Consider the following 16,990-nt stretch of genomic DNA (forward strand, 5'->3'; position numbering starts at 1 on the left):
AAATTACTGCTTAGGAGAAGATCATGGGTTTGTTCGATAAACTGAAATCTCTGGTTTCTGATGACAAAAAAGACACAGGAACAATTGAGATTATTGCACCGCTCTCTGGTGAAATCGTCAATATTGAAGACGTGCCGGATGTAGTGTTTGCTGAGAAAATTGTTGGTGATGGCATTGCTATCAAACCGACCGGTAACAAAATGGTTGCACCGGTTGACGGCACCATCGGTAAAATCTTTGAAACCAACCACGCTTTCTCTATCGAATCCGATAGCGGCATCGAGTTGTTCGTTCACTTCGGTATTGATACCGTTGAGCTGAAAGGCGAAGGTTTCACCCGTATCGCAGAAGAAGGCCAGCGCGTTAAAGTTGGCGACACTGTGATTGAGTTCGATCTGGCCCTGCTGGAAGAGAAAGCCAAGTCTACCCTGACTCCGGTTGTTATCTCCAACATGGACGAGATCAAAGAGCTGACCAAGCTTTCTGGCAGCGTAACCGTGGGCGAAACTCCGGTTATCCGCATCAAGAAGTAATTCTTGCTGCATAGAGAAATGGCGCCGATTGGCGCCATTTTTTTTGCCTGTAGGCCGGATAAGCGCAGCGCCATCCGGCAATGTGCGGCGTAATTGCCTGATGGCGCTGCGCTTATCAGGCCTACGATTTTGCGACCGTTTACAACTCTGACGTCATCGGGCGAAAGCACGGCTCGCGCATCAGGATTTTCATCCCCTCCGGCCCGCTTTCCAGCATCCGACGCTCACAATCAGATACCTGAAGTTCACACTGGTAACCGCCGGTGACGCCAAATATCGCCCGCGCAACGCAAACATCTTCTAACGCATTGCGGCCACTGGTTTCGAAATGGCCGATAAGCCGACCGTTTTGATGAACGACCAGACGATAACTCTTCATCGCGCCTCCCCTGCCGGTGGCAGAATTAATTCATCGCAGCCGCACTTTTGCGTCCAGTTCATCACCTCAAGAACCCGTTCAGCGGCATCGCGCGCGGCATCAGAAAGCGTCTTGTGTTGAACAATGCCGCTAATCAATTCGGCACAGAAAAGATCGCCGGTGCCTTTTAAGTCCGTTTCCAGACGAGGATGATCGATGATGGCCGTCGCGTCCGCCGTGACCACGGCAACGGTAATATTGTCAGCCGTCTGGCCTGGTGCGCTTGTGATAACCACCCACTTGAGGGAGTCGGATAGCAACGAGCGCGCGGCGCTAATGGCTTCGTTCAGCGTTCCGCAAGGTTTACCGCTGAGCATCTCAAGCTCAAAGACATTCGGCGTTAATCCCTGAGCTAACGGCAGCAGATGCTTACGATAGGCTTCAGGAATTTCCGCCTTCACGTAAATCCCGCTGTCCACATCGCCAATCACCGGGTCAACCAGAATGCAGATATCCGGGTGCGTTATTTTCACCGTTTCAAGCCACTGTGCCAGAAGGGCAATTTGCTCTGCACTGCCCATATAGCCGGTGGTCACCGCTTTTAACTCGCGTAACCCATCACGTTCGTTCAGGGCTTTTAAATAGCCATCGAACCACTCAGCAGGAATGACGCCACCGTAAAACGTGTCGTAATGTGGGGTATTACTAAACAGCACCGTTGGCACGGCGGTCACCCGCAGCCCATGTGCTTTGATGGCCGGAACCGCAATGCTATTGCCTACGCTGCCGTATACCACCAGCGACTGCACGGCGACAATATCCGTTTGCAGCGCGCGATGCTTATCATTAAAGAGCACCGACTGTATATCACTCTCCTGCTCCATCACCTTCTCCTCTGACTCTGGACAGCGGGCCTACAGCTCACTATTATCGTCATATGCTAAAATTCATTTTGTCATAGGTCAATAATGATCGACGGAAAAAGCGCCAGTGAAATTTTCGACAGTATTCGCCAGCATATCACCAGCGGCAAACTGGCGAAGGGGCAAACGCTGCCGCCGGTACGTGAACTGGCGGCACAGCTTGATGTTAACCGTAATACCGTCGCCGCGGCCTATAAGCGGCTGGTCACATCCGGCCTGGCGCTCAGTCTTGGGCGCAACGGCACGGTAGTCAAAGAGACGCCGCCCCCTCTCGCGCTGGAAGGTGGCAATCCCCACTCACCGTTGACCGACCTCTCAAGCGGGAACCCCGATCCGGCAAGATTACCTGACCTCAGTCAGTATTTGCCGCGAATCCACCGTACTCCCCGTCTGTACGGTGATGCGCCGGTTTCATCTGAGCTGTCGCAATGGGCTCGCACATGGATGCAAGAAACCCTGCCTGTCGACGGTGAAATTAACCTCACCTCAGGGGCCATTGATGCCATTGAACGACTGCTGTGCGCACACCTGCTGCCGGGCGATAGCGTCGCCGTTGAAGACCCCTGCTTCCTGAGCAGTATCAGCATGCTCCGCTATAGCGGCTTTACCGCCAGTCCAGTTACGATTGACCAGGAAGGCATGCTGCCGGAGAAGCTTGAAGAAGCGCTCAGCAAAGGTGCCCGGGCCGTTATCATAACCCCCCGCGCGCACAATCCGACGGGATACAGCCTCAGCAAAGCGCGAGCGGCAAAGCTTAAGCACATTCTCAACCGCTACCCGCAAGTGCTGGTGATTGTCGACGATCACTTTGCCCTGGTTTCATCCGCGCCGTGGTATCCCATCATCGCCCCGCAAACGCTACATTGGGCGGTGGTGCGTTCAATGTCAAAAACGTTAGGCCCCGACCTTCGTCTGGCTTTAGTCGCCAGTGATAAAGCCACATCAGCAAAGCTACGGCTGCGTCTCAATTCCGGCAGCCAGTGGGTCAGCCATTTGCTACAGGATCTGGCCTACGCCTGCCTCAGCGACGAGTCCTATCAGCAAAGCCTTGCTGAAACCCGGAAGTTATACGCGGTAAAGCAGCATAAGCTTTATAGCGCGTTACGCGCGCGCGGGATTAACAATATTGCTCCCGGCGATGGTCTGAATTTCTGGCTGCCGCTTGGTCACGCTAGTCAAAGCACCGCATTTGCGCTGGCGAAAGCCGGATGGCTAGTGCGTGAAGGCGAGCCGTTCGGCGTTAACGCCCCAGCACAAGGTTTACGTATTACGATTTCCACACTCAATGATAGCGACATCACCCGGCTGGCAGCCGATATCCATCAAGCGCTAAGCCTTTAACAGGAGAAAATTCGTGCGAGTCCATTTTGTTATTCATGAATCATTTGAATCGGCCGGTGCGTATTTACCCTGGGCCAGGACGCGGGGTCACGAAGTGAGCTGGACTCGAGTCTATGAGAACGAAGGCGTTCCTGTTAATGCCGACGGATTTGATATGCTCGTCGTATTTGGCGGCCCGCAGTCACCGCGCACAACGCTTACTGAATGCCCTTATTTTGACTCGCTTGCGGAACAGAAGCTCATCCGTCAGGCCATCGACGCTGGACGCATTGTGGTCGGAATCTGCCTTGGTTCACAATTGATTGGTGAAGCGCTGGGGGCATCTGTCGGTCAGAGCCCGGAAAAAGAGATTGGTCACTTCCCGATTACGCTTACCAGCGCGGGTCAACAGCATCCATTATTCAACCACTTTGGTTCCTGTCTGACCGTGGGCCACTGGCACAACGATATGCCAGGCCTCACTGCTGACACGGTGATTCTCGCCGAAAGCGCTGGCTGCCCACGTCAAATTGTCCAGTACCGCGATAAGGTTTACGGCTTCCAGTGCCATATGGAATTTACTGCCGAAGCGGTTGAGGGGTTAATTCAACACTCCGAACAGGAGCTGGCGGAGGCCAAAGGCAAACCGTTTATCCGCTCAGTGGCAGAGATGCGCGCGCACGATTATCGTGAAATGAATCAGAAGTTATGGGAATTCCTTGATAAGCTGACCCAGTAGTTTCCCCGGAGTCGGCTTCGCCTCGTCCGGGCTACAGGGCACAAACTCGTAGCCCGGCCAAGCGCAGCACATCCGGGGAGTTTACCCCCTGTAGCCCGGCCAAGCGCAGCGCCGCCGGGGAGTTTGCACCTTGTAGCCCGGCCAAGCGCAGCGCCGCCGGGGAGGCACCCGCTCCCAGGAGAACCTATGTCAGCATCATCGCTAAAAGCCGTAATCGAAGCCTGCGACCGCGCCATCTCGCAGGAGGACTACGCGACGCTTATGGAATACTACGCCGACGACGCCACCCTGGTGGTCAAACCGGGCATGGTCGTCAGCGGCAAAGAGAATATTCGCAAAGCCTTTATCGCCATTGCCGATTACTTTCAACATCGACTGGTGGTAACACAGGGGCGAATGGAAATTATTGAAGGCGGCGATAACGCGCTGGTGATTATGGAAACCCGGCTGGATATTCCGTTGATGGATGGCGGCACCACGCAGGTTACGCGCCGTGCCACCTACGTTTTTCAAAAATTCTCGGACCGCTGGCTGTGTACCGTAGATAACTCCTACGGTACAGACCTGCTGGATAATCCCGAAATTTAAATCCCTGCGCCCTGGCTGAAGTGCTCTTCGCCAAACACGCCGGTTGAGAGGTAGCGATCGCCGCGATCGCAGATGATCGCCACCACCACCGCGCCGGGGTTTTGCTCGGCAATTCGTCGCGCACCCGCTACCGCGCCGCCGGAGCTGACGCCACAGAAAATACCTTCCTTAACCGCCAGCGCGCGCATGGTGTTTTCTGCGTCATTTTGATGAATATCCATAACCTGGTCGACCAGGCTGGCGTTAAAAATTCCGGGCATATATTCCGCAGGCCAGCGGCGGATCCCCGGAATGCTGCTGCCCTCTTCCGGCTGGAGGCCGACGATAGTCACCGCTTTTTGCTGCTCGCGCAGAAAACGCGATACGCCGGTAATGGTGCCGGTGGTGCCCATGCTTGAGACAAAATGCGTTATCCGGCCAGCCGTTTGTTGCCAGATTTCCGGCCCGGTTGATGTGTAATGCGCATAGGGGTTATCCGGGTTATTGAACTGATCAAGCAGCGTGCCTTCGCCGCGCTGCGCCATTTCCAGCGCTAAATCGCGCGCGCCTTCCATGCCCTGCTCTTTGGTCACCAGAATCAGCTCGGCCCCGTAGGCGCGCATGGCGGCGCGACGTTCCTGGCTCATGTTGTCCGGCATTAAAAGCTTCATCCGATACCCTTTGAGCGCCGCAATCATCGCCAGCGCAATGCCGGTGTTACCGCTGGTGGCTTCAATCAGCACGTCGCCGGGTTTAATTTCACCGCGTTTTTCCGCTTCAACAATCATCGATAACGCAGCGCGATCTTTTACCGAGCCCGCCGGATTATTGCCTTCCAGCTTGACCCAGATTTCGCTGCCGTTGTCCGGCCCCAGACGTTGTAATTTGACCAACGGCGTATTGCCGATGGTTTGTTCTAATGTGTTCACGTTTTCTGCCCAAGAAAAAGCCGGGTGACGCTTCGCTTACCCGGCCTACAAAATCACGGTATACGCCGTAGACCCGGTAAGCGAAGCGCCACCGGGCGATAAACCTGCAAATTAACCTATCAGGCAGACTCCGCAAGAGCAAGCGTCTCATGGGGCTCAATACGCTGGTCGCCATGATAGAGACGTGCGTTCTGCAAGCCAACAAAGAGACGGTCGCCACGCAGCGGTGCATCATCACCGCGCATCACTACCGTTAACGGTTCCTCATACCACCCGAGAGGCTGAACAACTAATTGGGTGTAGTGACCTTTCGGGCTGGCTTCCAGCACCTGAACCGGGAGCGGAGAATCAAGGCTGGTGCGACGGCTCACGTCCACCTCCCACGGGCGCAGGAACAAATCTACCGGCCCCTGATATGACGGCGTGTAGCCGAGTGGCCAGCGATGCGCTCCCACGTGGAACTGACCGCCACGGACCGTTCCTTGCAAGCGGTTAACCTCACCCATAAACTCCAGCACGAAGCGGGTCGCCGGTTCACGCCAGACCTGTTCTGGCTCATCAGCCTGCTCAATATTGCCCTGGCTCATCACCACCACGCGGTTGGCCACTTCCATCGCCTCTTCCTGATCGTGGGTGACGAAGACGCTGGTAAATTTCAGCTCCTCATGCAGTTGGCGCAGCCAACGACGCAGCTCTTTACGCACCTGCGCATCCAGCGCGCCGAAAGGCTCATCGAGCAGTAAAATCTGCGGCTCTACCGCCAGCGCACGGGCCAGCGCCACGCGCTGCTTCTGTCCACCGGAAAGCTGTGCCGGGTAGCGGTCTGCCAGATGGGCAAGCTGCACCATCTCCAGCAGCTTGGTAACCTTGGCTTTAATGGTCGCCGCATTGGGACGTTCACGGCGCGGCAGCACGGTCAGGCCAAAGGCGATGTTGTCGAACACCGTCATATGGCGGAACAAGGCATAATGCTGGAATACGAAGCCAACTTTACGATCGCGCGCATGCAGACGACTGACATCAGTCCCCTGGAAGCGAATATGTCCGCTGGTCTGGTGCTCCAGCCCGGCGATGATACGCAGCAACGTAGTTTTACCGGAACCGGATGGCCCGAGCAGCGCCACCATCTGACCGGAAGGGATATCCAGAGAGATATCATTCAGCACCTGGGTGCGACCAAAAGACTTCTTAATATTGGCAATCTCAATGCTCATGATTTCCCTCCTGTTGCGCGCGTTTTTCCTGATTATGCAAACGCCATTGCAACGCACTCTTTAAAAATAAGGTCAGAATCGCCATCAACGTCAGTAACGCCGCCGCGGTAAAGGAACCGACGGTGTTGTAATCTTGTTCCAGCAGTTCAATCTGTAAAGGTAACGATAAGGTCTCACCGCGAATCGAGCCGGAGACCACCGAAACCGCACCAAACTCGCCAATCGCGCGGGCGTTAGTCAGCACCACGCCATACAATAACGCCCAGCGGATATTCGGCAGCGTCACGCGCTTAAACATCTGCCAGCCGGAGGCGCCGAGCAATATCGCCGCTTCATCTTCATGGCTTCCCTGGCTTAACATCACTGGCACCAATTCACGGACCACGAACGGGCAGGTCACGAAGATGGTCACCAGCACCATGCCCGGCCAGGCAAACATAATTTGCAGGTTATGCGCTTCCAGCCAGCCGCCAAGCGGGCCGTTGGAACCATAGAACAGCAGATAAACCAGACCTGCCACCACCGGTGAGACGGCAAACGGGATATCCAGCAGCGTCAGCAGCAGCTGGCGACCCGGGAAGTTAAAACGCGTCACCAGCCAGGCCAGCAGCACGCCAAACACCAAGTTCACCGGCACGGTAATCAGCGCAATCATCACCGTTAACCAGATGGCGTGCAGCATGTCCGGGTCGGCGAGGTTTTGCAGTACCGGCATCAGCCCTTTGCTGAAGGCCTGAACGAAGATATAGATCATCGGTACCAGTAGAATAAAGGCCGACACCAGCATCCCGGTACCTATCAGAAACCATTTGCCCCAGTTGATGCGGGGCGCGTCATAACGCTTCAATTGAGTCACTTCCGCCATTAATGACCTACCACACGTCGACCAAAGCGACTTTGCAAGGTATTGATTGAAAACAGCAGCAGCAGAGAGGCCGCAAGTATCACCGATGCAATCGCGCTCGCCGCGGGATAATCAAACTCCTGCAAGCGAATAAAGATCATCAGCGAGGTCACTTCCGTTTTCCACGCAATGTTGCCAGCGATGAAAATCACCGCGCCAAATTCGCCGAGGCTGCGGGTGAACGACAGCGCAACCCCTGCCAGCAGCGCTGGAGAAAGCTCCGGCAGCACCACTTTACGGAAGCTCTGTAGGCGGGTCGCGCCCAAGGTTTCCGCCGCTTCTTCATACTCCGGGCCCAGCTCCTCAAGTACCGGTTGTACGGTACGCACCACAAACGGGATGCTGGTGAAGGCCATCGCCACCGCAATGCCAATCCAGGTGTAGGTTACTTTGATATCAAATTTCGCCAGCCATTCGCCGTAGAAGCCGTTTACGGAAAACAGCGACGCCAGCGTCAGGCCTGCAACCGCGGTCGGCAGGGCAAACGGCAAATCCATCAGCGCATCTAAAAGCGTACGGCCTGGAAAACGGTAGCGGCTTAAAATCCACGCCATCAGCAGGCCGAAAACGCCGTTAAAAATAGAAGCCACAAACGCTGACAGCAGCGTGACCTTATAGGCCGCCACCACCTGCGGGTTGGTAATAACCTCCCAGTACTGCGCCCAGCTCATTTGAGCAAGCTGCATCACCAGCGCGCTTAGCGGCAGTAACAGAATCAAGCAAACAAACAGCAGACTGGTGCCGAGGCTCAGGGTAAAGCCTGGCAGCACGCGTCTGGAGGAAACTGCAAACATTACTTACGCCCCGCCGCTAACAGCTTGTCTAACTCGCCACCGCTGGCGAAATGGGTTTTCATCACCTCAGGCCAGGCACCAAACTTATCTTCAACGCGGAACAGTTCGGTCTGCGGGAATTTATCCTTGAGCTTATCCATCACTTCCGGGTTATTCACGCGGTAGTAATAGTCAGTGATAATGGTTTGCGCCTGCGGGCTGTAGAGGTAGTTCAGATAGGCTTTCGCTGCCTTTTCAGTGCCGTTAGCTTTCACGTTTTTATCCACCCAGGCGACCGGGAACTCCGCCAGGATGTTGACCTTCGGCACCACGACTTCAAAGCCCTTGTCTTCATACTGCTTACGAATGTTGTTCACTTCCGATTCAAAGGTGATCAGCACATCGCCCAGACCACGTTCTACAAAGGTGGTCGTTGCGCCACGACCGCCGGTATCGAACACTTCGACGTTTTTGAGGAACTGAGTCATGAACTGCTGGGTTTTGGCTTTATCGCCACCGTCAGCTTGATCCGCCGCGCCCCACGCTGCTAAGTAGGTGTAGCGCGCGTTACCGGAAGTTTTTGGATTAGGGAAAATCAGCTTCACATCCGGGCGTACCAGATCGCTCCAGCTATGGATATTTTTCGGGTTGCCCTTACGCACCAGGAACGCCATGGTCGAGTAGAAAGGCGAGCTGTTGTTCGGCAAACGCGACTGCCAGTCGGCCGGGATCAGATTGCCTTTGTCGTGCAGGATCTGCACATCAGTCACCTGGTTATAAGTTACAACGTCTGCTTTTAAGCCCTGCAAAATCGCCAGCGCCTGTTTCGATGAACCGGCGTGAGATTGCTTAATGGTCAGCTTATCGCCGCCATTCTCTTTAGCCCATTGTTGCTCAAATGGCGGATTCAGGGCGGCAAACAGCTCGCGGGACACGTCATAGGAGCTATTCAACAGCTCAGTCGCCTGCGCCTGTGCAACCAGCAGTACCGAAGCCGCCAGCGTCAGGTATCCTTTTTTCAGTAAGTTCATAGCCATTGCGCACCCTAAGTATGAGGATTTTCTAAGCATCAGTGTATTTATAACGGGCACGAAAGGAGTAACGGTTTTATATACCGTTTGGTGATTTGGAAGTTGAAAAGAGAATAAGCGCCAGGAAAATGCTTTCTGAAGCGAGATTCCACAATCCTGAAGGCATTCTGACAAACAATAAATGTTCGGGCAAAGTGCTCGATATGGAAAATATATCTGATTTTGCTCGCCGGCTTAGGCGAGAACTAACGCCTCAGGAGCGCAGGTTATGGTATCAGCTTCGGGACCGCCGATTTGCACGGTTTAAGTTCCGTCGTCAGCATCCAGTTGGGCCATATATACTTGACTTTGCTTGCTGTACTGCTCGTCTGGCGGTGGAATTGGACGGTGGTCAGCATGATGAGAGGGCCAGATATGATGCAAGGAGAACAACATGGCTGGGGTTGCAAGGGTGGAGGGTATTGCGGTTCTGGAATAATGAGCTGATGGAAAATGAGGAGGCGGTGTTAGAGAAAATTCTTGAGGCACTGAGATCGTTTGTACCCTCACCCCGGCCCTCTCCCTGAAAGGGAGAGGGGGAAGAGCGAACTTCACCTTCGGCTTCACAACCAAAACCGCATCGAACGGTCCTCTCTCTGAAACAGGAGAGAGAAGAGCAAACTTCACCTTTGGCTTCATAGTAACAAGCCACACCATACGGTCCCCTCTCCCCTATGGGGAGAGGGCTAGGGTGAGGGGCTATTCCGAACTTACAGCGTCACCAACTTATCCAGCGAAGGCGCAAAGTAATACCCGCCGGTCACTGGCTTAGTAAAGCGCAGCATCGCATCACGCTTACCATCGGTGTCGCCAAACATACTCAGCAACTGCTGTTCAATGTTATGCAAACGCGCGCAGTAAGCGCAGAAATACAGGCCGTGTGTGCCGCTGGCGGTGCCATACGGCAGGCTCTGACGAACAATTTTCAGCCCCTTACCGTCTTCTTTAAGATCAACACGGCTCAGGTGAGAGGTCACCGGGCGCTCGTCGCCGTCGATCTCTTCATTGGCTTCTTTGGTACGGCCAAACATCATCTCCTGATCCGGCACGCTAATGCGGTTCAGTTGATTGAGATTGTGCTCCCAGCGCTGAACGAAGACATAACTGCCGCCCGCATCAACGCCGTCTTTAATAACCGCCACTTCTCGGCGTGTTTCTTCACCTGCGGGGTTTTCGGTTCCATCAACGAAGCCGCTCAGATCGCGTTCTTCCACCCAACGGAAACCATGTACTTCTTCTTTGACGTCAAGTGCATCACCAAACGCGGCCAGGGCGGCCTGAGCGACGGAGAAGTTAACGTCATGGCGCAGAGAAAGGATGTGAATCAGCACATCAAATTGCGTAGAAGGTGCCAGTCCTTTGCCATACGGAGGGAAATCTTTCAGCTCTTGTGCACCCACACCGCCGCTCAGCTCGCGCCAGGTATCATGACCAAACGCAACCACCGCGCCTAAATGGGCATCTGGAAATTTATCCTGAAACGCCGCAAGCTTTTCGGCAAAAATTTTGCTGCCAGCGCGCAGGGCATTGATGTCCCCTTTCACATTGGCTTCAATCCAAATCGCCGCACGGCAATGTTCCGGCAAAATGCCGCTCTGAACCTGAGACATCGCTCCTCCTGAAAAAAAACATGCCACGACATCGTGGCATATAAAAACCTCACACATTGTACCCGCTTTTCAGCGCAGCGGAGCAATCGAAGTCAAATTTAGCGACGCCAGATAATTTTTGATAGCGTCCAGTTTTTAAGGGTATCGTCTGGCGGCATCAGCCCCTGCGGCCCTTGCCAGTTCCCGGTGAACTGATAACTGATATGCGTACTGTCTTTGGCTTTGCATTCCACCACGTTGCTTTCATCGGCGGTTGCCGCCTGACAGTTATCGAAGGCTTTGTCATAGACGTCGCTGAATTCCGTACCAATCTTCACGCCATCGGCCGCTTCAATATCTTTATCCAGCACGTCGATGCGGCTCACTGTACCGTCCTCGCCGTTTACCACCAATGCCAGCTTGTCTCCCCGCAGCGCTTCAAAATAGCGGACAACCTCACCATTACGCCCCTTCATACCGCTACGCAGACGATAATCGCTCCCGAGAGCATCGCTAATCGCCTGTTCATTCAGCGCCGTTGTACCGGTTATTCCCCCCACGCCCTGCTCAGTGACGCCAGCAGAGGAGCCAAACCAGTTCCACGGGTTAGCCGCAGACCAGTTTACCGCTGAAAGCGTAGAGCAACCGGTCAACGCTAGCGGGAGTGTACATAACAGTAAACGCAGCGATTTCATTGATACTTCCTATATATTCAAGTCAGGCCTATTGGAGTCCACTAAACACAAAAAGTGCCGTTTATTCTGTGACTTCATTAAAACAGGCGCGTAGCCGTGCATTGGTTATTAACCACCACAGCGCAAAAATATCCAGTAAAAACAAACTTAAACCGATGCCAGATAGCGACTCGCCGGTGAACCAAAGCCACGGCTGCCAGCACAGAAGAACCAGCTGTGAGAGGATGAGCGCCGGTCGCAGCAGACGCCAGATGCGTGGAGAGTTCTGGCGACGCCCGCTGATTAAAAAAGCAAGCACTGCCGGCACGCCGGGCAAAAGGCCTATCCAGAAAAGGCTATGGTCAGGGTAAAACAGGTTTAGCAGCGCATCGCCCTGATCGCGCGAAGCGCCTGCCATCAGAAACAGTACCCAGGTCCGAGCCTGAAGCAGCAACAGGCACCAGAACAGAAACGGCAGGCGTAGGCGACCTTGCGAGTCAAAATCGGTGGGTGAGAAATCAATACTCTTCATCTTCAATCAAACGCTTACCCAGGCTTTGCGCGTCGGCATGTTCGTAGCCAAGGCGTTCATACATCCCCAGCACGACGTCGTTTTCTTCGCGCACCATAATCTGGATTTTTGGGCAGCCGCGAGCAATCAGTTTTTTCTCTAAACGATTAAGCAGCGCGTTAGCAATGCCGCGTCCGCGATATTCCGGGTGCACGCCAAGATAATAGGCCGAACCGCGATGACCGTCGTAGCCGCCCATAATCGTGCCGACCACTTCTCCGTTCACTTCGGCGACCAGAAACAGGCTAACGTCATGATTAACCTTACGCTCAATATCCATTTCAGGATCGTTCCATGGGCGCAGCAGATCGCATCGCTCCCAGAGAGTGATGACCTCTTCAAAATCTGCCTGGCGAAAAACGCGTATCTCCATGGTATTGACCACCTTTTCAGGTTTAAAAACAGTGATTATGGCGCGAACGACCGATTTAGCCAATATCTGACACGGCACAGTGAAAAAAATGGCATAATAAAGTACAGACACGTATTGAAATGAAAAGTAAAACAATTCTCATCACGAACAGTCGTAACGGGATACGCGATACGATATAACATATAGACTTTTGTTTTTACAACTCAGGCCGGAATGAGCACTTTTAAACCCTTAAAAATACTGACCTCGCGCCGTCAGGTGCTAAAAGCCGGATTGGCCGCGTTAACGTTGTCCGGCATTGCCTCGCAGGCAGCAGCGAAGGATGCCCCTTTAAAAACAGGCAACAGCCACAGCAAACCAGCCAAAAAGTCATCCAGCAGACGTCTGGTGATGCTAGACCCAGGACACGGCGGTATCGATACCGGCGCGATTGGTCACGGCGGCTCTAAAGAAAAACACGTGGTGCTGGCGATTGCTAAAAATGTGCGCGCCATTTTGCAAAAAAACGGTATTAACGCCAAGCTGACCCGTACCGGCGATACATTTATCCCGCTGTATGACCGAGTCGAGATTGCCCATCAACACGGCGCCGATCTGTTTATGTCGATTCATGCTGACGGCTTTACTAACCCGTCGGCAGCCGGTGCCTCCGTGTTTGCCCTCTCCAACCGTGGGGCCAGTAGCGCTATGGCAAAATATCTGTCGGAGAAAGAGAACGCCGTAGATGAACTGGCGGGCAAAAAGGCGAAGGATAAAGATCACCTCTTGCAGCAGGTGCTATTCGACCTGGTGCAAACCGATACCATCAAAAACAGCCTGACGCTGGGCTCGCATGTCCTGAAAAATATTAAACCGGTACACCGGCTACACAGTAAAGGCACTGAACAGGCGGCGTTTGTGGTATTGAAGTCGCCGTCTATTCCCTCTGTGCTGGTGGAAACGTCATTTATTACCAATCCAGCAGAAGAAAAGCTCCTGGGTACGGCGGCGTTCCGGCAAAAAATCGCGAGCGCCATCGCCTCCGGCATCATCAGTTATTTCCATTGGTTTGATAACCAAAAAGCTCACGCGAAGAGACGCTGATGACCATCAATATAGAGCAGGTTAAAGCATTCTTGCTTAAGCTACAGGACGATATTTGCCAACAGCTTATGCAGGTCGATGATGGCGTTTTTATTGAAGATAGCTGGCAGCGTGAAGCCGGTGGCGGTGGGCGTAGCCGCGTGTTACGCGACGGCGCGGTGTTTGAACAGGCTGGGGTTAATTTCTCCCACGTCCACGGTAGCGCGATGCCCGCATCCGCTACCGCCCACCGTCCTGAGCTTGCCGGGCGCAGTTTTCAAGCGATGGGCGTTTCACTGGTTGTGCATCCGCGCAATCCGTATGTCCCCACCAGCCATGCCAACGTCCGCTTCTTTATCGCTGAAAAACCAGGTGCCGAGCCGGTGTGGTGGTTTGGCGGTGGGTTTGATTTAACCCCGTTCTACGGTTTTCATGACGATGCCGTTCACTGGCATACCACTGCGCGCGCGCTGTGTCAGCCGTTTGGTGATGAAGTTTATCCACGCTATAAAAAGTGGTGCGACGACTATTTCCATCTCAAACATCGCAATGAGCAGCGCGGTATTGGTGGCCTGTTCTTCGACGATCTGAATACACCGGACTTTGAACACTGTTTTGCCTTTATGCAGGCGGTGGGCACCGGCTTCACCGAGGCCTACCTGCCTATCGTTGAACGCCGTAAAGCGATGGAATACGGCGAGCGCGAGCGGGAATTCCAGCTCTATCGTCGGGGTCGCTACGTCGAATTTAATCTGGTGTGGGACCGCGGCACGCTGTTCGGCCTGCAAACCGGTGGGCGCACGGAGTCGATACTAATGTCGATGCCGCCGCTAGTGCGCTGGGAATACAATTACCAGCCGGAATACGGCAGCCCGGAAGCGGCATTAGACGAATTTATTAAAGTCAAAGAGTGGATCTAACCGTAGCCCGGCCAAGCAAAGCGCCGCCGGGGCAAGCTCCGTGCCTTCCCGGCGGCGCTTTGCTTGGCCGGGCTACAAAATAAGAAGCCTCGGAGATTTTTTCCGAGGCTTTTTTAATTACAGCGGCTGCGTTTGCGCTTCAACCACCGCCAGCGCCACCATATTGACGATGCGGCGGACAGAAGCAATGGCGGTTAGCACATGCACCGGTTTTGCCACCCCCATCAGCACTGGCCCCACGGTCACCCCTTCAGAACTGGAAACGCGCAGCAGGTTGTAGCTGATACGCGCCGCTTCCATATTCGGCATCACCAGGATATTAGCAGAACCTTTTAACGGGCTATCCGGCATACGATCCTGACGGATACTCTCTACCAACGCGGCGTCGCCGTGCATTTCGCCGTCAATCATCAGATCCGGCGCGCGCGCCTTCACGATGTCTAACGCATCACGCATTTTGCTGGCTGACGGACAGTCGGAAGAACCAAAGTTAGAGTGTGACAGCAGCGCTACGCGAGGCTCGATACCAAACCGACGCACGCTTTCTGCCGCCATCAGCGCAATTTCAGCAATCTGCTCAGGCGTTGGGTCGTTATTCACATAGGTGTCAGCGATAAAGGTGTTGCCGCTTGGCAGCAGCAGCGCGTTCATTGCCCCCGCAGTATGGACGCCCTCACGGTAGCCAAACAGCGGTTTAATCACGTTAAAGTGCTCGTGATAATCCCCGATGGTGCCGCAAATCATGCCATCCGCTTCACCCCGTTGTACCATGATGGCGCCGATAGCCGTGGTGTTGCTTCTCATCTCACGCTGCGCCTGCTCCTGGGTAATCCCCCGGCGTTTCATCAGGCTGTAATATTCCTGCCAGTACTCTTTAAAGCGCGGGTCTGACTCATTGTTGACTATCTCAAAATCAACGCCCGGCTTAATTTGCAGACCCAGCTTCTGCAAACGCATTTCGATAACGCTCGGACGGCCAATCAAAATGGGTTTTGCCAGCCCCAGCGTCACCAGTTCCTGCGTGGCGTGCAGTACGCGGTTATCTTCACCTTCTGCCAGCACGATGCGCTTCGGCTCTTTACGCGCCTGCGAGAAAATCGGCTTCATAAACAGGTTGGTTTTGTAGACGAATTCGCTGAGTTTTTCGACATAGGCGTCAAAGTCGGCAATAGGACGCGTCGCTACGCCGGAGTCCATCGCCGCTTTAGCAACCGCCGGGGCGATCTTGACGATAAGACGCGGATCGAACGGTTTAGGGATAATGTAATCCGGGCCAAAGCTCAGATCCTGATCGCCATAAGCCGAGGTCACCACTTCGCTTTGCTCAGCATGCGCCAGTTCTGCAATAGCATGTACCGCAGCCAGCTTCATCTCTTCGTTGATTGCCGTGGCGCCGACATCCAGCGCGCCGCGGAAGATGAACGGGAAGCACAGCACGTTGTTCACCTGGTTTGGGTAATCAGAGCGGCCGGTACAGATAATGGCATCCGGGCGGACTTCTTTTGCCAGCGGCGGTAGAATTTCCGGTTCAGGGTTTGCCAGCGCAAGGATCATTGGCGCGCGCGCCATTTTCTTGACCATCTCCTGGGTCAGCACTTTAGGGCCAGAGCAGCCAAGGAAGATATCCGCATCAGCAATCACATCATCCAGCGTGCGTTTGCCGTCATCCTTCACCGCGTAAGCGGCTTTGGTTTCTGCCATATTTGGCTCACGGCCTTCAAAGATCACGCCCTTCGAATCACAGACCACAATATTGTGTTTCTGCATACCCAGCGCCACCAGCAGGTTCATACAGGCAATCGCTGCCGCGCCCGCGCCGGAAACCACCATACGCACGTCGGAGATATTTTTTTCCACCACGCGCAGACCGTTGAGGATTGCCGCTGTGCTGATGATAGCCGTACCGTGCTGATCGTCGTGGAACACCGGAATGTTCATGCGTTCACGCAGCTTCTGCTCGATGTAGAAACATTCCGGCGCTTTGATATCTTCCAGGTTGATGCCGCCGAAGGTTGGCTCCAGCGCGGCAACCACATCGATAAATTTGTCAGGGTTGGTTTCGTCCACCTCAATGTCGAAAACATCAATACCGGCGAACTTCTTGAACAAAACGCCCTTACCTTCCATGACGGGTTTACCGGCCAGCGCGCCGATATTACCTAAACCCAGCACCGCAGTACCGTTTGAAACTACCGCCACCAGGTTGCCTCGCGCCGTATATTTGTACGCCGCCAGCGGATCTTTTTCGATTTCAAGGCAGGGTGCAGCGACGCCCGGCGAGTAGGCCAGCGCGAGATCGCGTTGGGTTGCCAGAGGCTTAGTGGGTACTACCTGAATTTTTCCTGGGATGGGGAATTCATGGAAATCGAGGGCACTTTGTTTTAATTGGTCGTCCATTAAGGGTTCCTTTCACGTATCGAACTAAAAGGGTGAAGCGCAATTACGTTCCTGATGCACTCCCGAAGGAAGCA

19 protein-coding genes are annotated in these 16,990 nt (G+C 54.2%); 7 read left to right on the plus strand and 12 right to left on the minus strand.

The genetic code is table 11. From position 1 onward, the window contains the following. Positions 1 to 23 precede the first annotated feature (23 nt). Positions 24 to 533 (plus strand): PTS glucose transporter subunit IIA, encoded by a 510-nt coding sequence (gene crr, locus ACIPDS_RS18620; RefSeq protein WP_035896914.1) that lies wholly within the window; start codon positions 24 to 26, stop codon positions 531 to 533. Between the two features lie 139 nt (positions 534 to 672). On the opposite strand, the gene ACIPDS_RS18625 is transcribed toward crr, so the two are convergent. Both ACIPDS_RS18625 and pdxK read right to left on the minus strand, forming a co-directional pair. After that, on the minus strand, positions 673 to 912 hold the full coding sequence (locus tag ACIPDS_RS18625; protein ID WP_400738963.1) for a cytoplasmic protein: 240 nt from the start codon (positions 910 to 912) through the stop codon (positions 673 to 675). Continuing rightward, the gene (gene pdxK, locus ACIPDS_RS18630; RefSeq protein ID WP_400738966.1) at positions 909 to 1,775 is read right to left on the minus strand and encodes a pyridoxine/pyridoxal/pyridoxamine kinase; all 867 of its coding nucleotides are present in this window, start codon (positions 1,773 to 1,775) and stop codon (positions 909 to 911) included. Before pdxK ends, ACIPDS_RS18625 begins: the two co-directional genes overlap by 4 nt. Positions 1,776 to 1,859: 84 nt before the next feature. Between pdxK and ptsJ the strand changes: the two genes are divergently transcribed. The 3 genes from ptsJ (at position 1,860) to ACIPDS_RS18645 (ending at position 4,461) form a co-directional block, all read left to right on the plus strand. Then, the gene (gene ptsJ / locus ACIPDS_RS18635) at positions 1,860 to 3,155 is read left to right on the plus strand and encodes a transcriptional regulator PtsJ (RefSeq protein WP_400738969.1); all 1,296 of its coding nucleotides are present in this window, start codon (positions 1,860 to 1,862) and stop codon (positions 3,153 to 3,155) included. 13 nt (positions 3,156 to 3,168) lie between these two features. Next, positions 3,169 to 3,873: a type 1 glutamine amidotransferase gene (locus ACIPDS_RS18640; RefSeq protein ID WP_400738972.1), complete on the plus strand. Its 705-nt coding sequence runs from the start codon at positions 3,169 to 3,171 to the stop codon at positions 3,871 to 3,873. A gap of 186 nt (positions 3,874 to 4,059) precedes the next feature. Beyond that, positions 4,060 to 4,461, plus strand: coding sequence for a YybH family protein (locus ACIPDS_RS18645; protein WP_400738975.1), 402 nt, complete (start codon positions 4,060 to 4,062; stop codon positions 4,459 to 4,461). On the opposite strand, the gene cysM is transcribed toward ACIPDS_RS18645, so the two are convergent. From cysM to ACIPDS_RS18670, 5 genes are all read right to left on the minus strand, one after another. Beyond that, positions 4,458 to 5,369, minus strand: a complete 912-nt coding sequence (gene cysM, locus ACIPDS_RS18650) for a cysteine synthase CysM (RefSeq protein ID WP_400738978.1) — start codon at positions 5,367 to 5,369, stop codon at positions 4,458 to 4,460. The genes ACIPDS_RS18645 and cysM overlap by 4 nt on opposite strands. Positions 5,370 to 5,488: 119 nt before the next feature. Then, the gene (gene cysA, locus ACIPDS_RS18655; RefSeq protein ID WP_166516050.1) at positions 5,489 to 6,583 is read right to left on the minus strand and encodes a sulfate/thiosulfate ABC transporter ATP-binding protein CysA; all 1,095 of its coding nucleotides are present in this window, start codon (positions 6,581 to 6,583) and stop codon (positions 5,489 to 5,491) included. After that, positions 6,573 to 7,448 carry a sulfate/thiosulfate ABC transporter permease CysW gene (gene cysW / locus ACIPDS_RS18660; protein ID WP_400738982.1) on the minus strand — a complete coding sequence of 292 codons (876 nt, stop codon included), beginning with the start codon at positions 7,446 to 7,448 and terminating at the stop codon, positions 6,573 to 6,575. Before cysW ends, cysA begins: the two co-directional genes overlap by 11 nt. Further along, positions 7,448 to 8,281: a sulfate/thiosulfate ABC transporter permease CysT gene (gene cysT, locus ACIPDS_RS18665; RefSeq protein WP_400738984.1), complete on the minus strand. Its 834-nt coding sequence runs from the start codon at positions 8,279 to 8,281 to the stop codon at positions 7,448 to 7,450. The genes cysW and cysT overlap by 1 nt, the downstream gene beginning before the upstream one ends. Continuing rightward, positions 8,281 to 9,297 carry a sulfate ABC transporter substrate-binding protein gene (locus tag ACIPDS_RS18670; RefSeq protein ID WP_400738987.1) on the minus strand — a complete coding sequence of 339 codons (1,017 nt, stop codon included), beginning with the start codon at positions 9,295 to 9,297 and terminating at the stop codon, positions 8,281 to 8,283. The genes cysT and ACIPDS_RS18670 overlap by 1 nt, the downstream gene beginning before the upstream one ends. A gap of 197 nt (positions 9,298 to 9,494) precedes the next feature. Between ACIPDS_RS18670 and ACIPDS_RS18675 the strand changes: the two genes are divergently transcribed. Next, a complete protein-coding gene (locus ACIPDS_RS18675) occupies positions 9,495 to 9,857 on the plus strand; it encodes an endonuclease domain-containing protein (RefSeq protein ID WP_400739276.1) in 363 nt (120 codons plus the stop codon). A gap of 183 nt (positions 9,858 to 10,040) precedes the next feature. Here ACIPDS_RS18675 and ACIPDS_RS18680 read toward each other — a convergent pair whose 3' ends face one another. The 4 genes from ACIPDS_RS18680 to ACIPDS_RS18695 form a co-directional block, all read right to left on the minus strand. Then, positions 10,041 to 10,940 carry a Dyp-type peroxidase gene (locus ACIPDS_RS18680; RefSeq protein WP_166516046.1) on the minus strand — a complete coding sequence of 300 codons (900 nt, stop codon included), beginning with the start codon at positions 10,938 to 10,940 and terminating at the stop codon, positions 10,041 to 10,043. 98 nt (positions 10,941 to 11,038) lie between these two features. Further along, the gene (locus tag ACIPDS_RS18685) at positions 11,039 to 11,614 is read right to left on the minus strand and encodes an RpoE-regulated lipoprotein (RefSeq protein WP_400738991.1); all 576 of its coding nucleotides are present in this window, start codon (positions 11,612 to 11,614) and stop codon (positions 11,039 to 11,041) included. A 61-nt stretch (positions 11,615 to 11,675) separates the two neighbouring features. Continuing rightward, the gene (locus ACIPDS_RS18690; protein WP_400738993.1) at positions 11,676 to 12,125 is read right to left on the minus strand and encodes a DUF2919 domain-containing protein; all 450 of its coding nucleotides are present in this window, start codon (positions 12,123 to 12,125) and stop codon (positions 11,676 to 11,678) included. Beyond that, on the minus strand, positions 12,112 to 12,537 hold the full coding sequence (locus ACIPDS_RS18695) for a GNAT family acetyltransferase (protein ID WP_062774408.1): 426 nt from the start codon (positions 12,535 to 12,537) through the stop codon (positions 12,112 to 12,114). Before ACIPDS_RS18695 ends, ACIPDS_RS18690 begins: the two co-directional genes overlap by 14 nt. Before the next feature lie 213 nt (positions 12,538 to 12,750). Here ACIPDS_RS18695 and amiA point away from each other — a divergent pair, with 213 nt between their 5' ends. Together amiA and hemF are read left to right on the plus strand one after the other, a co-directional pair. Next, positions 12,751 to 13,620 (plus strand): N-acetylmuramoyl-L-alanine amidase AmiA, encoded by an 870-nt coding sequence (amiA, locus tag ACIPDS_RS18700; protein WP_400738997.1) that lies wholly within the window; start codon positions 12,751 to 12,753, stop codon positions 13,618 to 13,620. Then, positions 13,620 to 14,519: an oxygen-dependent coproporphyrinogen oxidase gene (gene hemF / locus ACIPDS_RS18705; protein ID WP_400739001.1), complete on the plus strand. Its 900-nt coding sequence runs from the start codon at positions 13,620 to 13,622 to the stop codon at positions 14,517 to 14,519. The genes amiA and hemF overlap by 1 nt, the downstream gene beginning before the upstream one ends. Positions 14,520 to 14,636: 117 nt before the next feature. Here the strand turns inward: hemF and maeB are convergent, their stop codons facing one another. Next, positions 14,637 to 16,916, minus strand: a complete 2,280-nt coding sequence (gene maeB / locus ACIPDS_RS18710) for an NADP-dependent oxaloacetate-decarboxylating malate dehydrogenase (protein WP_166516039.1) — start codon at positions 16,914 to 16,916, stop codon at positions 14,637 to 14,639. Positions 16,917 to 16,990: the final 74 nt, after the last annotated feature.

The sequence above is a fragment of the Kluyvera sp. NPDC087067 genome (assembly GCF_044745165.1).
Classification (GTDB): domain Bacteria; phylum Pseudomonadota; class Gammaproteobacteria; order Enterobacterales; family Enterobacteriaceae; genus Kluyvera.